The organism is Candidatus Kosakonia sp. 282A-S69 (assembly GCF_029433855.1).
In the GTDB taxonomy this organism is placed as follows: Bacteria; Pseudomonadota; Gammaproteobacteria; order Enterobacterales; family Enterobacteriaceae; genus Kosakonia; species Kosakonia cowanii_A.
The window spans coordinates 1,738,711-1,753,767 of the sequence record NZ_JAROAU010000003.1 but is presented as its reverse complement, the minus strand read 5'-3'; the positions used below and the strand labels follow the sequence as shown (position 1 = coordinate 1,753,767).

Sequence of the window (15,057 nt, the reverse complement as noted above, 5' to 3'; positions counted from 1 at the left end):
ATCACACGCAAGGAGCCTGTATGACCCCGTTTTTAAGCGCTTACCTGAACCGTATCGACTGGCATCACACGCCGGATGTTTCTCTTGAGACCTTACGCGCCGTGCATCTGCACCATAATGCCGCGATCCCCTTTGAAAACATTGACGTGGTATTGCCGCGTGAAATCGATCTCAGCGATGAGGGGATTTTCGCCAAGCTGGTAGTGGGCCGGCGCGGCGGTTACTGCTTTGAGCAGAACGGCCTTTTTGAGCGCGCGCTGCGCGAGATGGGGTTTGAGGTGCGCAGCCTGCTGGGGCGCGTGCTGCTGGCTAACCCGGAAGAGATGCCGCCGCGCACCCACCGCCTGCTGCTGGTACAGCTCGACGGTGAGCCGTGGATCGCTGACGTCGGTTTTGGTGGTCAGAGCCTGACCGCGCCAATCCGCCTGCAGGAGGAGATTGAGCAGGCGACGCCGCACGGGCTCTATCGCCTGCTGCGCGCGGGTGAAAACTGGCAACTTCAGTTCCGTCATCATGACCACTGGCAGACGATGTACCAGTTTGAGATGGGGGAGCAGTACCAGGCGGATTACGTGCTGGGCAACTTCCACTCCGCGCACTGGCCGACCTCCCATTTTCGCCACCATCTGTTGATGTGCCGCCATCTCCCGGACGGCGGCAAAATGACCCTGACTAACTTCCACTTTACTCACTGGCAGCAGGGCAAAGTGGTGGAAGAGGGACATCTGCCCGATGTTGCCGCGCTGTATGAGACGCTACAGCAGCGTTTCGGGCTCGGGGTGAGCGATGCGCAGTCTGGTTTTACCCTGCAACAGCTGCAAACCGTTATGGACGGCTTTGATCTGCAAAGCGGTAAGCGCTAGCAGAGCTCTTTCTCAATCATCCGTGTCAGATGGCGCTTGAAGGCTGATTCATCGACATCTGGCATACCGAGGATGCAAATCCCGTCCATGCCGCAGACCATCGCAATCAGCCGCCAGGCGATCTCTGCCGCCGGATCATGCAGGGTAAATTCGCCCGCGGCCTCGCCCTGTTTGATAAGCCTGACAACTTTGATGTGCCACATCTCCATCGTCAGCAGATAAGCGCCTTTGATTTCCGGATCTTTGCTCGCCAGCAGCAACGCTTCGCGCCACAGATGGATGTAGGGCTCCAGCCCGCCTTCATCACTGCCGAGCATGGCAAAGAGCTGCTCGCGCCACGGCGCGGTTTCCGGAACCAGTTCAACCTCCAGCAGTTCATCGATCAGCCGGATAAAGGCCTGCGATTTGAGTTCGTTAGACGAGATGAAATGGTGATGTACCTGGCCCGTTGCCACCCCGGCTTCGCTGGCAATGCGGCGTACCGTCATAGCGGAAAAGCCCTCCGCCAGCGCCACACGCATGGCGGCTTGCAGGATCACCTCCCGGCGATCGTCCCGATTTAGATAGTGCATTTAATATTTTCCCCTTGAAAGATGCCGCGGAGTGTAACAAAAAGCTGGACATGCGTTCAACAATCCGTAGGATCGCATTCCTGGACAGGCGTCCAGAATGGATAAAAGAGGAAGAAGTTATGTTTCGTCAGTGGTTAACGTTGGTCATCATTGTGCTGGTTTATATTCCGGTGGCGATTGATGCGACGGTGCTGCATGTTGCCGCGCCGACGCTCAGCACCGCGCTGGATGCCAGCGGGAATGAGCTACTCTGGATCATCGATATCTATTCGCTGGTGATGGCAGGAATGGTGCTGCCGATGGGCGCATTAGGCGACAAAATTGGCTTTAAGCGCCTGCTGCTGATTGGTAGCGGTTTGTTCGGCGGCGCATCGCTGCTGGCGGCGTTTGCCCCCACCGCAGGCTGGCTGATTGCCACTCGTGCGCTGCTCGCCGTGGGTGCGGCGATGATTGTACCCGCCACTCTGGCCGGGATCCGCACGACCTTTTCACAGGCGCATCACCGCAATACCGCGCTTGGCGTCTGGGCGGCGATTGGCTCCGGCGGTGCGGCATTTGGCCCGCTGATTGGCGGTATGCTACTTGAACACTTTTACTGGGGATCGGTATTCCTTATCAACGTGCCAATTGTGCTGGTCGTGATGGCGCTCACCGCCCGGTATGTGCCGAGCCAGCAAGGGCGGGCCGATCAGCCGCTGCACCTTAACCAGGCCCTGGCGCTGATTGCTGCCATCCTGTTGCTGGTGTGGAGTGCTAAAACCGCCATGAAAGGCACGCTGCCGCTGTGGCTGGTGACCAGCACACTGCTGTTTGGCGGCCTGTTACTGACCGGTTTTGTGCGCATTCAGCTGGCGGCGAGCCGGCCAATGATCGACATGCGTCTCTTTACGCACCGCGTGATCCTCAGCGGCGCGCTGATGGCGATCATGGCGATGGTGACGCTGGTGGGCTTCGAGCTGCTGATGGCGCAGGAGCTGCAATTTGTGCACGGCTTTACGCCTTTTGCCGCCGGGGTCTTTATGCTGCCGGTGATGATTGCCAGCGGCTTTAGTGGCCCGATTGCCGGGGTGCTGGTCTCAAAACTGGGGCTGCGTTGCGTGGCGGCAGGCGGGATGGCGCTCAGCGCAATCAGCTTCTTTGGGCTGTCGCTGACCAACTTCTCGACCCAGCCGGTGCAGGCGGCGGTGCTGATGGCGCTGCTCGGCTTCAGCGCCGCCAGCGCGCTGCTGGCCTCGACGGCGGCAATTATGGCCGCTGCGCCGAAGGAGAAAGCGGCGGCGGCGGGGGCGATTGAAACCATGTCCTATGAACTGGGCGCGGGTCTGGGTATTGCGGTCTTCGGCCTGATCTTAAGCCGCACATTTTCCGCGACCATCAACCTGCCACAACAACTGAGCGCCGAGGCGGCGGCACAGGCTTCATCATCCATCGGTGAAGCCTTCCGCCTGGCACGGGAGTCCGACCCGGCGCTGGCTGAAGGGATTATTGCCGCAGCGAAAGCGGCATTCACCCACTCCCACAGCGTCGCGCTCAGCACCGCCAGCATGCTGCTGGTGGTACTGGCAATAGGCATGTGGTTTAGCCTCGCGCGCGTTGAGAAACAGTAATCCTTCACCGCAACAGGGCGCTCTGCGAGCAGTAGAAGAGCGGGGCGCCCACCCCCTGGTCTCCCCCGGACGCTATTCCCGTCTCTATGCCTGCCAACTGCTAACTGCCAACTGCCGCTGCTTGTAAAATCAACGACCTTTTCGGTGCGGCCAGATCGCCCCTACCTCTTAGGAGGCACTCAAACGCAACGGCAGCGACTATTAGGAGTCAAGCCTCCGGCGTTATTGATTTACCGCAATTATTAAACCCCGAGAAATGTGTAGTTTCCCCGCCGCAAGCGAAGATTGATTATTGAGGAAAGCAATGAACGTCAACCGCAGACAATTTTTCCGTATCTGCGCGGGCGGGATGGCAGGAACCACAGTCGCTGCTTTAGGGTTCGCCCCAAAGATGGCGCTGGCTCAGACGCGAAATTATAAATTACTGCGCGCAAAAGAGACTCGAAACTCCTGTACTTACTGTTCCGTGGGTTGCGGGCTATTAATGTATAGCCTCGGCGATGGCGCAAAGAACGCCAGAGAAGCGATTTACCATATCGAAGGGGACCCGGATCATCCGGTCAGCCGCGGTGCGCTCTGCCCGAAAGGCGCGGGGCTGCTTGATTATGTTCACAGTGAAAACCGCCTGCGCTATCCCGAATACCGTGCGCCAGGCTCGAATAAATGGCAGCGCATTAGCTGGGATGAGGCGTTTAACCGTATCGCCCGCCTGATGAAAGCGGATCGCGATGCGCACTTTGTCGAAACCAATGACGCCGGGGTGAAGGTTAACCGCTGGCTCTCCACTGGTATGCTGTGCGCCTCGGCGGCAAGCAATGAAACGGGCATGCTGACGCAAAAATTTGTGCGCTCTCTCGGCATGCTGGCGGTAGATAACCAGGCGCGCGTCTGACACGGACCAACGGTAGCAAGTCTTGCTCCAACATTTGGTCGCGGTGCGATGACCAACCACTGGGTTGATATCAAAAACGCCAACGTGGTGATGGTGATGGGCGGCAACGCCGCTGAAGCCCACCCGGTCGGTTTCCGCTGGGCGATGGAAGCCAAAAACAGTAATGACGCGACGCTTATCGTTGTCGACCCGCGTTTTACACGCACGGCATCGGTGGCGGATATCTATGCGCCGATACGCTCCGGGACGGATATTACCTTCCTCTCCGGCGTGCTGCGCTACCTGATTGTAAACAACAAAATCAACGCGGAATACGTCAAACACTACACCAACGCCAGCCTGCTGGTGCGGGATGACTTTGCCTTCGAAGAGGGCTTGTTCAGCGGCTACGATGCTGAAAAACGGCAGTACGACAAAACGACGTGGAACTACCAGTTTGATGACAACGGCTATGCGAAACGCGATGAGACGCTGACCCATCCACGCTGTGTCTGGAACCTGCTCAGGCAGCATGTCGACCGCTACACGCCGGAGACGGTAGAGAATATTTGCGGTACGCCCAAAGCGGACTTCCTGAAAGTGTGCGAGGTGCTCGCCTCGACCAGCGCCGTAGACAGAACCACCACGTTCCTCTATGCGCTGGGCTGGACGCAGCATACGGTCGGTGCGCAGAACATCCGCACCATGGCGATGATCCAGCTGCTGCTCGGCAATATGGGTATGGCCGGCGGCGGGGTTAACGCCCTGCGCGGCCACTCCAATATTCAGGGGCTGACGGATCTGGGGCTGCTCTCGACCAGCCTGCCGGGTTACCTGACGCTGCCGTCGGAAAAACAGACCGATCTGCAACAGTACCTGGCGGCAAATACGCCGAAAGCGATGCTGCCCGATCAGGTGAACTACTGGAGCAACTATCCGAAGTTCTTCGTCAGCCTGATGAAATCGTTCTATGGCGATGCGGCGCAAAAAGAGAACGACTGGGGCTTCGACTGGTTGCCGAAGTGGGATCAATCCTACGACGTCATCAAGTACTTCAACATGATGGCGAAGGGCGAAGTGACGGGCTACATCTGCCAGGGCTTCAACCCGGTGGCTTCGTTCCCGGATAAGAACAAGGTCGTCAGCACTCTGAGTAAGCTGAAGTACATGGTAGTGATCGATCCGCTGGTGACCGAAACCTCCAGCTTCTGGCAGAACCACGGCGAGATGAACGATGTTGATCCGTCGACCATCGAGACGGAAGTGTTCCGTCTGCCTTCTACCTGCTTTGCGGAAGAGGATGGTTCGATTGCCAACTCCGGGCGCTGGCTGCAGTGGCACTGGAAAGGTCAGGATGCGCCGGGCGAAGCGCTTAACGATGGTGAGATCCTGGCAGGCATTTACCACCGGATGCGCGAAATGTACCGCATGGAGGGGGGCAAGGGCGCTGAGCCGCTGCTGAAGATGTCCTGGGGCTACAGCCAGCCGCATAACCCGCATTCCGAAGAGGTGGCAAAAGAGAACAACGGCTACGCACTGGCGGATCTCTATGACACCAACGGCCAACTTCTGGCGAAGAAAGGGCAGTTGCTCAGCAGCTTTGCGCTGCTGCGTGATGATGGCTCCACCGCCTCGTCCTGCTGGATCTATGCGGGCAGCTGGACCGAGCAGGGTAACCAGATGGCAAACCGGGATAACGCCGATCCGTCGGGTCTGGGCAATACGCTCGGCTGGGCCTGGGCGTGGCCGATGAACCGCCGGGTGCTCTATAACCGTGCGTCTGCGGATTTCCAGGGTAAACCCTGGGATGCGAAACGGATGCTGATCCAGTGGAACGGCGCAAAGTGGGTCGGGAATGACATTCCTGACTACAACACCGCGCCGCCGGGAAGCAACACCGGGCCGTTTATCATGCAGCAGGAGGGGATGGGGCGTCTGTTTGCGCTCAATAAACTCGCCGAAGGGCCGTTCCCTGAGCATTACGAACCGGTGGAAACGCCGCTTGGCACTAACCCGCTGCATCCGAGCGTGGTCTCCAGCCCGGTGGTGCGTATTTACGCAGAGGATGTGAGGCGCATGGGGAAAAAAGAGCACTTCCCTTATGTTGGCACCACCTATCGTCTGACGGAGCACTTCCACACCTGGACCAAGCACGCGCGGCTCAACGCCATCGCCCAGCCGGAGCAGTTTGTTGAAATCAGCGAAACGCTGGCCGCGGCAAAAGGGATCCGCAATGGCGATCGCGTGACGGTCAGCAGCCAGCGCGGTTTTATTCGCGCGGTGGCGGTGGTTACACGGCGTCTGCAAACCCTGCAGGTGCATGGTCAACAGGTTGAAACCGTGGGCATTCCGCTGCACTGGGGCTTTGAAGGCGTGGCGCAGAAGGGGTATATCGCCAACACCCTGACGCCTAACGTCGGTGATGCGAACTCGCAAACGCCGGAATATAAAGCGTTTTTGGTCAATATCGAGAAGGCGTAAGGGCGCGACATTATGGCTATGGAAACTCAGGACATTATCAAACGCTCTGCGACTAACCCCGTCACGCCGCCGCCAGGGACGCGAGACTATAAAGCGGAGGTCGCCAAGCTTATCGATGTCTCCACCTGTGTTGGCTGCAAAGCCTGCCAGGTGGCCTGCTCGGAGTGGAATGATATCCGCGATGAGGTGGGACACTGCGTCGGGGTCTATGACAATCCCGCCGATCTCAGCGCTAAATCCTGGACGGTGATGCGCTTTAGCGAAACCGAACAGAACGGCAAGCTGGAGTGGTTGATCCGCAAGGATGGCTGCATGCACTGCGCAGAGCCGGGCTGCCTTAAGGCGTGCCCCTCTGCCGGCGCAATCATTCAGTACGCGAACGGTATCGTCGACTTTCAGCAGGAGAACTGCATCGGCTGTGGCTACTGCATCGCCGGGTGTCCATTCAATGTCCCGCGTCTCAGTAAAGAGGACAATCGGGTCTATAAATGTACGCTCTGCGTCGATCGCGTCAGCGTGGGCCAGGAGCCCGCCTGCGTGAAGACCTGCCCGACTGGCGCTATTCATTTCGGCACCAAAAAGGAGATGCTGGAGCTTGCCGAGCAGCGCGTTGAAAAGCTGAAAGCGCGCGGTTACAGCAACGCGGGCATCTACAACCCGCAGGGCGTGGGGGGTACCCATGTGATGTATGTACTTCACCATGCCGACCGGCCGCAGCTTTATCACGATCTGCCCAACGATCCGCATATCGATACAGCGGTCGGGCTGTGGAAAGGTGTACTGAAACCGCTGTCGGCGGCGGGCTTCCTCGCCACGTTCGCCGGGCTGATTTACCACTACATAGGCATTGGCCCCAATAAAGAGGTGGATGACGAAGAGGAGGATCATCATGAGTAAGTCGAAAATGATTGTGCGCACTAAGTTTATCGATCGCGCCTGTCACTGGACGGTGGTGATCTGCTTCTTTCTGGTGGCGCTCTCCGGCATATCCTTCTTCTTCCCGACGCTGCAGTGGCTGACGGAAACCTTCGGCACACCGCAGATGGGGCGCATTCTGCATCCCTTTTTCGGGGTGGTGATCTTTCTGGCGCTGATGTTTATGTTCGTGCGCTTCGTGCACCACAACATCCCGGACAAGAAAGACTGGCCGTGGGTGAAAAATATCGTTGAGGTGCTGAAAGGTAATGAGCATAAAGTGGCGAAGGTCGGCAAGTACAACGCCGGGCAGAAGATGATGTTCTGGACCATTATGAGCATGATGAGCGTGCTGCTGGTCACCGGTGTCGTTATCTGGCGCCCTTACTTTGCCCACTACTTTCCAGTCCAGGTCATTCGCTACAGTCTGCTGCTGCATGCGACTTCGGCAATTATTTTGATCCACGCCATTCTGATCCATATGTATATGGCCTTCTGGGTGAAAGGTTCGATCAAAGGCATGATTGAAGGCAAAGTGAGCCGCCGCTGGGCAATGAAACACCATCCGCGCTGGTATCGCGACGTTGAGCGTCTCGAAGCTAAAAAAGAGAGTACGGAAGGCATTCAGTAACGCGCTTACCGCTCCGGCATCGCGCCCGGAGCGGCTTTTTGGCTGCTTCTTATTACGCTTTACCTCCGCTTTGCTGCGTACATTAACGCAATTTACCTCTCTTTTAATTCCACCCATACGCATCATCTCCCTGGTTATGTGCTGCGGAAATTAGCAATCCGCGCCCCCGCCAGCAATCTCTTCTCTTCAGGCTCATGCAGAAATTGCGAGGTCGCTTCCTGAATAAAGTAACGCCATGCAACCCGTGAAAATCTTTGCGAAGCATCTTCCATACTCCGGCATTACCGCTGGTTTAGCTGGTGACGCCGAGCGCCGTTATGACGATGATTGCACCCGTGATAAACACGCCGACCCTATTTGTTTGTGCATGGAGCCGGGTTGCGTGCCGCCAGCTTCCTCTGCAGCACCGGCACCAGCAGAGGAAAGAGAAGGGCACTGAGGGCGCAAACTAGCAGTAACGGTCGCAGAGCATCGAGTGTCAGCATGCTGGCGGAGAGCAGCCATGAAGAGAGTGAAAACGCGGCGGTGGTGATGAGGTGGATCAGTGCCGTTTGCAGTGAGCTATACCCCGCGCGTTGCGCATTATCCGGGAACTGCAGGGTGAGCACCGATGAAGAGACCAGGCGGCTATAAGCACCGGCGAGAAACAGCACGATAAAAAGCCACGCATTAGCGTAGTGCAGCGTGGGAATCAGCAGGCTGGCAATAAACAGGACGCTGGAGGCGAGCGCCAGCGTCAGGATGGTATAGCGTTGCGTGAGCAGGCCCGTAAGCCGGGTCGCGAGATACCCGGCGATTCCCCCGGCAAAAAAGAGCCAGGCAAGCTCCGTGACCGATGCACCTAGCAGGTGCATCAGAGGCACCAGCAGAGGAACGAGCAGCATTGGGCTGAACTGCACCAGCGCATTGCCAGAGGCGAAGAGCACTGTTTGAGCATCAAGGGTTATCTTCTGGCGTGGGCTTGCGCACGCCTGCTGGGCGGGAATAAAGCGCGCAATCAGTACCAGTGCCACAAGGCAGCAGGCGCTGATTGACAGAAGAGCGCTTTTCCATCCCCAGCGGGAGCAGATAAACAGTACCGCTGGCATGCCGACAATGCTGATCATGGAGAACGCGGCGATCACCGTCGACACCATTTTGCCGCGTAGCTGCGCTGGCGCAGCGTTGATGAGCAGGCTTATCGCCACACCCATGGTCGTGCCGCCGACCAGCCCGGCAAAAAAGCGCAGCGTCAGCAGCACGCCAAAGTGGGTGGTGAGTGTCGTCATGGCAGTCAGCATGCAGAGCAGCGCCATATTGCTGAGCAGGAAACGCTTCTGATTGATGACGCCGATGAAGTAGAAGGCGATCAGTCCGGAGAACATCGCCGCAAACGTATAGGCGGCAGAGACATAGCCAGAGAAGGCGAGCGGCACCGCAAAAGTCGGGGCCATAAAGGCGAACAGGGGATTGAAGGCCATATATTCCAGCGCGTTAGCGAACTGGATAAAGGAGACAGTGATGGCCATGCAGGTAAGAGTCCGGGACGCGTTTTGTTGTGACATAAGCAATAAGTTGAACCTGTAAAAAAGGGGAGTGGGCACTCTAATACCTGGCGGTTTTGAGAATAAGTCGGTAAAAATGACCATCATTGTTATCAAAAGTGGGATAAATATGCGGGCAGGACTCGATTTCACCGCGTTGAAGATCTTCTGTGCGGTGGTGGATAAAGGGAGTTTTGTGGCGGCGGCGAAGGCGCTGGCTATGCCGACATCAAATGTCAGCCGGACGGTTGCCCGGCTTGAAGAGATGCTCAACGTGCAGCTTATCGAGCGCACGACGCGTCACCGGAAACTGACACCCTCCGGGCAGCTTCTCTACACGCGCTCCAAACCCCTGCTTGAGTCGCTGGAGCAGACGGAGGCGGAGTTGATGTCGCGGCAGGTGCAGCTCAAAGGGCCGCTGCGCATTTGCATTCCGAGCGAGATGGGGCCAGCGCTCCTTGGCGATCTGCTGGCAGAGTTCGCCTGCCGTTACCCGGCCCTGGAGATAAGCTGCATAACCAATTTGTCCGGCTTCGAATCCCTGCGCGAAGAGGTGGATGTCGCCGTTATCGTCACCCGCGGAGAGCTGGATGACAGCGATTACATCGCCCGTCCTCTGGCAACGTTTCCCTGCACTATCGTGGCTGCGCCCGCGTTAATTGAACGCTATGGTCTGCCGGTTTCCATCCGCCAGTTTGAAACCTTACCCTGCATTACCACCGTCAGCGCACTGAACGGCGCGGCCTGGCAATTTGTCGATGCGGCGGGTAAGCATGAGGTGGTCAACGTGAAGGGCCATTATCGCGTTAACAGTGGTGAGATGGCCTTTAAAGCTGCGCTGGCGGGAGTGGGCTTCGCCATCCTGTCAAACCATGCCTGCCGGCAGCCCATCGACGAGGGGCGTCTGGTGGAGATCGCTTTCCCTGAGGCGGCCGCGCCGCTGCGTCTGGTTGCGATCTACTCCAGCCGACGCTATCTGCCGGTCAAAACACGAGCGCTAATTGATTTTCTGCAGCAGGGGCTGCAGAGCCCGGTTGATTAGGCAGGGGCAGAAAAACTGTATTCATGGATTAAAACGTCAGCGGGCAGGTTTCAACTGGTCTGCCTTACGCGAATGGTCAATAATGCCCGTCGCAAACTTTCAATAAGTGGTTAGTGGTATGAAAAAAACGGTTTTTTCGCTGGCACTTGCGACCTTTGGTCTTGGGATGGCTGAGTTCGGTATTATGGGCGTGTTGACGGAGCTTGCGAATAACGTGGGGATCTCCATTCCGTCGGCGGGGCATATGATCTCCGCGTATGCGGCGGGGGTGGTGATTGGCGCGCCAATCATGGCAATCTTCTCCAGTCGGTTTTCCCTCAAAAAAGTGCTGCTCTTTCTGGTGGCGCTCTGTTTTGTCGGTAACACGATTTTCACCTTCTCCAGCGCCTACCCGATGCTGGTGATTGGCCGGCTGATCTCTGGTTTCCCGCACGGGGCTATTTTTGGCGTCGGCGCCATTATCCTCTCTAAAATCGCGCCGCCGGGCAAAGTGACAATGGCAGTGGCCGGGATGATTGCCGGGATGACCGTCGCTAACCTGATCGGTATACCTCTTGGTACGTGGATCGGGCATCTCTTTAGCTGGCGCTACACCTTTGTGCTGATCTCGCTCTTCTTTGTGCTGGTAATGGTGTCGGTCATTTTCTGGGTACCGAGCCTGTATGACACCGCGCCGACCCGCCTGAGCGAGCAGTTTCACTTTCTGAAAAAGCCGGAGCCGTGGCTGATTTTCGCCGCCACCATGTTTGGTAATGCCGGGGTTTTTGCCTGGTTCAGCTACGTGAAGCCCTTTATGGTGAGCGTCTCCGGTTTTTCGCAAAACGCCATGACGCTGATTATGATGCTTATGGGGCTGGGGATGGTGCTGGGGAACATGTTCAGCGGCAAACTGTCGGCGAGGTTCAGCCCGATACGCATTGCGGCAGCGACTGAACTGGTGATCATGCTGGCGATGGTGGCGCTATTTTTCCTCGGTGACAGCAAAGCGGGTGCGCTTTCGTTAGGCTTTTTATGCTGTGCCGGGCTGTTTGCGCTCTCCGCGCCGCTGCAAATTATGCTGCTGCAAAATGCGAAGGGCGGCGAAATGCTGGGTGCCGCAGGTGGGCAGATGGCGTTTAATTTCGGTAACGCGGTGGGGGCATGGTTTGGCGGGCTGATTATCGCTTTCGGCTTGACCTATGACTATCTGGCGCTGCCAGCGGCGGTGTTGACCTTCGCCGCGCTCGCTTCGCTGCTGATTTACAACCGTCGCATTACCAGGCATCAGGCAGAAGTGGTGACAGTGTAACGCGTGACCGGGTGGCGACTTATGCCTTATCCCGCCAGCAGAAGATGAGAGAGTCAATGCTCCGTAGGCCGGATAAGCGCCGCATCATCCGATAAGCGGTGAATTCCTTTGTTATCTCGTATTTGAATCTCGCCCTCATCAACCAGGGAGCGCCAGAACAAGGGAATAGAGGAGATGAGACAAGCTTTTCAGAAAAACGCAAAACGGCGGGGATGGGGTGCAATTGTGAGAGCGGTGCAGGGCGCAAGCACCCTGCACCGTGCGCGATCAATGACGTAAATCGATCACCATACGGCCACGGATCTGGCCTTGCTCCATCTCTTTAAAGATGGCGTTGATATCTTCCAGCGGGCGCAGGGCGACTTTCGGCACCACTTTCCCTTCGGCGGCGAACTGGAATGCTTCGCTCAGATCCTGGCGGGTGCCGACCAGCGAACCCACTACCTGGATGCCGTCCAGCACCAGACGCGGAATATTAAGGCTCATCGCTTCCGGCGGCAGACCAACGGCGACAACGCGTCCACCGGCGCGCACGGCGTCAACCGCAGAGTTAAAGGCTGATTTCGCCACGGCGGTAACCACGGCCGCATGCGCACCGCCGGTTTTCTCCTGCACCACTTTCGCTGCATCTTCGCTGCGCGAGTTGATGGTCAGATCGGCACCCATGCTGGCGGCAAGCTTAAGCTGTTCGTCATTAACATCAATGGCGATCACTTTGGCATTAAAAACATTTTTCGCGTACTGCAACGCCAGATTGCCGAGGCCGCCCAGACCATAAATTGCGATCCACTGACCCGGTTTGATCTGCGACACTTTCACCGCTTTATAGGTGGTGACACCCGCGCAGGTGATGCTGCTGGCTTCCGCGGAGCCGAGGCCGTCCGGCACTTTTACCGCGTAATCCGCCACCACAATGCACTCCTGCGCCATGCCGCCATCTGCGGTGTAACCGGCGTTGACCACATCGCGGCAGAGGGTTTCATTGCCGCTGTTGCAATATTCGCAGTGACCGCAGCCCTGGAAAAACCGCGCAACAGAGGCGCGATCGCCCGGTTTAAGCGAGGTGACGCCTTCGGCGATCTCCGTGACGATGCCAATCCCTTCATGACCGAGGATCACCCCGGTTTTGTCGCCAAAATCACCATTTTTAACATGCAGATCGGTGTGGCACACGCCGCAACACTCCATTTTCAGCAGTGCTTCGCCATGTTTCAGCGGGCGCAGCGTCTTCTCTGCAATAGTGACCTGGTGATCCTGAGTAACAACCGCAGCTTTCATCTTTAATCTCCTTGCTGGCAAAAGTACGATGAAGCGCTATCGCTTCATCCCCCTATACCCTTTAAGAGTTAATGGTTCAGGGAAGGGATTCAATAGCCTGGCAACAGAATGACATACTTTGCTGGCATTACCCTTATATCAGGTAGGGTAAATGGTTAGTAATCATACGGTTAATACGGTTACAAATCGTGCTGCGCAGATGTCATCAATGTGTGGGGAATATGCAAAAAAAGGCACCTTACGGTGCCTTTACAGGAAAAGTAAAACGACTACAGCAGTAAGCGAAGACGCGCAATCTCCTCGCGCCACTGCGCCTGCAGCTGGGGCTTTTGATGCTTCGCTTTGCGCGCCAGATCCTCCTCCAGCCGCGTTTCCAGATCGATTAACCGCTCCAGCAGGATATCGGCATCGTCCGGCAAAGCGGCGTGGCCGGGCTGTGCGTCAACCGCCGCCACCGCCGAGCCAGCGCGTTCACGCAGACGCGCAAACACCGCGTCTGCATCATGCCACTCGCTCAGTTGACCCTCTTCCACCAGCCAGAAGCGGTTACAGCTCTGGCTGATGAGTTGCCGGTCGTGGCTCACCAGCAGCACGCCGCCGCTGAACGCTGTTAGCGCCTGGGCCAGCGCCTCTTTGCCCGCCATATCAAGATGGTTGGTCGGCTCATCAAGCATCAGCAGGTTAAAGCGCGCCAGCGACAGCCCGACAAAGAGCAGCCGTGAGCGCTCGCCACCGCTGAGCGTTGCCACACGCTGACCATGACGAGAGAAGGCAAACCCGGCGCTGATCAACGCCATTTTCCTCTCACCTGGCGCGGGGGCGAAAGGCTCCAGCGCATCGAACAGGGTCGCTTCATCCGGCAACTGGTGCAGGCTCTGATCGTAATACCCGGCATGCAGCCGCGGATGCAGGCGCAGGCCGTCGAACGCCTGCTGGTGGTAAACCTGCCAGATAAGCCTGAGCAGGGAGGATTTCCCGCAGCCGTTGCGTCCGAGCACCGCCACCCGATCGCCGCTTTTCAGGCGGGTAAGCGGGATACGGAACAGCGCGGGCAGCCCCGGCACGGCAGAGACCGCCAGGTTCTCCATCTCCAGCAAACGGTCAGCCGCTAAGGGCTCGCCGTGCAGCGCCAGCCGCCACTGGCTGCCGTCGGTCAGCGACGTCTGGCTCGCTTTCAGACGTTCCACCTGGCGAACCATCTGTTTCGCTTTGCGCGCCAGGTCTTCGTTGTCGTAGACGCGTCCCCATGTCGCCAGCCGTTTAGCACTGGCAGTCACGCGGTCAATCTCCTTCTGCTCCGCTTTATGCCGCAGGACATCGCTCTCATCCCGCTCCTCCAGCGCGTTGCGCGCCAGGGTGCAGGGTAAGGCGAAGCCGTGCAGCGTCTGGTCGCGCAGGATCCACGTACCGTTGGTGACGGCATCCAGCAGCGCGGCGTCGTGGGAGACCATCACAAAGCTGCCGGACCAGCTTTGCAGAAACTGCTCCAGCCACAGCAGGGTTGGCAGATCGAGGTGGTTGCCCGGTTCGTCCAGTAACAGCAGATCGGGCTCGCGGATCAGCGCCCGCGCCAGCAGCAGCCGGGTATGTTGCCCGCCGCTCAGCGTCGCGGCCGTTAAGGCAATCTCCTGTTCGTTGAGCCCCATTGTGGCGAGCAGCGTTTCTGCGCGCCAGCGCTGGGTTTCCCGTTCAGCAGGGGGGATCCGTGCCAGCACGGCATCAAGCAGCGTCATCGCCAGCAGCGCATTGGGAAGATGTTGTTCCACGCGCGCCAGCAGGCAGTGGTGCGCCTGTGTCACCGTACCGGAAAGCGGGGAGAGAGTGCCATCAAGCACCTTCAGCAGGGTGCTTTTGCCGCAGCCATTGTCGCCAATAAGCCCGAGGCGATCGCCCTTTTTCAGGGTAAAGGAGAGGTCAGAAAACAGCGGACCGAACGCGGTCTCAACACGGATTGATTGTGCAGATAGTAGTGTGCTCATTGCTTAC

The 15,057-nt window shown here is 57.8% G+C and carries 11 protein-coding genes; 7 read left to right on the top strand and 4 right to left on the bottom strand.

Annotation, left to right across the window (positions count from 1 at the left end):
• Nucleotides 1-20: 20 nt before the first annotated feature.
• A complete protein-coding gene (locus PU683_RS13940) occupies nucleotides 21-863 on the top strand; it encodes an arylamine N-acetyltransferase (RefSeq protein WP_277172394.1) in 843 nt (280 codons plus the stop codon).
• Here PU683_RS13940 and PU683_RS13935 read toward each other — a convergent pair.
• The gene (locus PU683_RS13935) at nucleotides 860-1,435 is read right to left on the bottom strand and encodes a TetR family transcriptional regulator (protein WP_277172392.1); all 576 of its coding nucleotides are present in this window, start codon (nucleotides 1,433-1,435) and stop codon (nucleotides 860-862) included. The two genes, PU683_RS13940 and PU683_RS13935, sit on opposite strands and share 4 nt — an antisense overlap.
• A gap of 119 nt (nucleotides 1,436-1,554) precedes the next feature.
• On the opposite strand from PU683_RS13935, the gene PU683_RS13930 reads away from it, so the two are divergent.
• The 4 genes from PU683_RS13930 (at nucleotide 1,555) to fdnI (ending at nucleotide 7,940) form a co-directional block, all read left to right on the top strand.
• Nucleotides 1,555-3,042: a SmvA family efflux MFS transporter gene (locus tag PU683_RS13930; protein WP_277172390.1), complete on the top strand. Its 1,488-nt coding sequence runs from the start codon at nucleotides 1,555-1,557 to the stop codon at nucleotides 3,040-3,042.
• A 304-nt stretch (nucleotides 3,043-3,346) separates the two neighbouring features.
• Nucleotides 3,347-6,394 (top strand): formate dehydrogenase-N subunit alpha, encoded by a 3,048-nt coding sequence (fdnG, locus tag PU683_RS13925; RefSeq protein ID WP_277172388.1) that lies wholly within the window; start codon nucleotides 3,347-3,349, stop codon nucleotides 6,392-6,394.
• Nucleotides 6,395-6,406: 12 nt separating this feature from the next.
• Nucleotides 6,407-7,291, top strand: a complete 885-nt coding sequence (fdxH, locus tag PU683_RS13920) for a formate dehydrogenase subunit beta (protein ID WP_277172386.1) — start codon at nucleotides 6,407-6,409, stop codon at nucleotides 7,289-7,291.
• Complete coding sequence (gene fdnI / locus PU683_RS13915; RefSeq protein WP_277172384.1) at nucleotides 7,284-7,940, top strand: formate dehydrogenase-N subunit gamma; 657 nt, start codon at nucleotides 7,284-7,286, stop codon at nucleotides 7,938-7,940. The genes fdxH and fdnI overlap by 8 nt, the downstream gene beginning before the upstream one ends.
• Before the next feature lie 353 nt (nucleotides 7,941-8,293).
• Here fdnI and PU683_RS13910 read toward each other — a convergent pair whose 3' ends face one another.
• Nucleotides 8,294-9,484 (bottom strand): MFS transporter, encoded by a 1,191-nt coding sequence (locus PU683_RS13910; RefSeq protein ID WP_277172383.1) that lies wholly within the window; start codon nucleotides 9,482-9,484, stop codon nucleotides 8,294-8,296.
• A 109-nt stretch (nucleotides 9,485-9,593) separates the two neighbouring features.
• Between PU683_RS13910 and PU683_RS13905 the strand changes: the two genes are divergently transcribed.
• Together PU683_RS13905 and araJ are read left to right on the top strand one after the other, a co-directional pair.
• A complete protein-coding gene (locus PU683_RS13905; protein WP_277172381.1) occupies nucleotides 9,594-10,505 on the top strand; it encodes a LysR family transcriptional regulator in 912 nt (303 codons plus the stop codon).
• A 118-nt stretch (nucleotides 10,506-10,623) separates the two neighbouring features.
• Nucleotides 10,624-11,793, top strand: a complete 1,170-nt coding sequence (gene araJ, locus PU683_RS13900) for an MFS transporter AraJ (RefSeq protein ID WP_277172379.1) — start codon at nucleotides 10,624-10,626, stop codon at nucleotides 11,791-11,793.
• Between the two features lie 267 nt (nucleotides 11,794-12,060).
• On the opposite strand, the gene adhP is transcribed toward araJ, so the two are convergent.
• Both adhP and PU683_RS13890 read right to left on the bottom strand, forming a co-directional pair.
• Nucleotides 12,061-13,071, bottom strand: coding sequence for an alcohol dehydrogenase AdhP (gene adhP / locus PU683_RS13895; protein ID WP_277172377.1), 1,011 nt, complete (start codon nucleotides 13,069-13,071; stop codon nucleotides 12,061-12,063).
• A gap of 269 nt (nucleotides 13,072-13,340) precedes the next feature.
• A complete protein-coding gene (locus tag PU683_RS13890) occupies nucleotides 13,341-15,050 on the bottom strand; it encodes an ABC-F family ATP-binding cassette domain-containing protein (RefSeq protein ID WP_277172375.1) in 1,710 nt (569 codons plus the stop codon).
• Between the last annotated feature and the right edge of the window lie 7 nt (nucleotides 15,051-15,057).

Coding starts and splice junctions, on each gene's coding strand:
- PU683_RS13940 (WP_277172394.1), top strand. CDS start 21: ATGACCCCGTTTTTAAGCGCTTACCTGAACCGTATCGACTGGCATCAC.
- PU683_RS13935 (WP_277172392.1), bottom strand. CDS start 1,435: ATGCACTATCTAAATCGGGACGATCGCCGGGAGGTGATCCTGCAAGCC.
- PU683_RS13930 (WP_277172390.1), top strand. CDS start 1,555: ATGTTTCGTCAGTGGTTAACGTTGGTCATCATTGTGCTGGTTTATATT.
- fdxH (WP_277172386.1), top strand. CDS start 6,407: ATGGCTATGGAAACTCAGGACATTATCAAACGCTCTGCGACTAACCCC.
- fdnI (WP_277172384.1), top strand. CDS start 7,284: ATGAGTAAGTCGAAAATGATTGTGCGCACTAAGTTTATCGATCGCGCC.
- PU683_RS13910 (WP_277172383.1), bottom strand. CDS start 9,484: ATGTCACAACAAAACGCGTCCCGGACTCTTACCTGCATGGCCATCACT.
- PU683_RS13905 (WP_277172381.1), top strand. CDS start 9,594: ATGCGGGCAGGACTCGATTTCACCGCGTTGAAGATCTTCTGTGCGGTG.
- araJ (WP_277172379.1), top strand. CDS start 10,624: ATGAAAAAAACGGTTTTTTCGCTGGCACTTGCGACCTTTGGTCTTGGG.
- adhP (WP_277172377.1), bottom strand. CDS start 13,071: ATGAAAGCTGCGGTTGTTACTCAGGATCACCAGGTCACTATTGCAGAG.
- PU683_RS13890 (WP_277172375.1), bottom strand. CDS start 15,050: ATGAGCACACTACTATCTGCACAATCAATCCGTGTTGAGACCGCGTTC.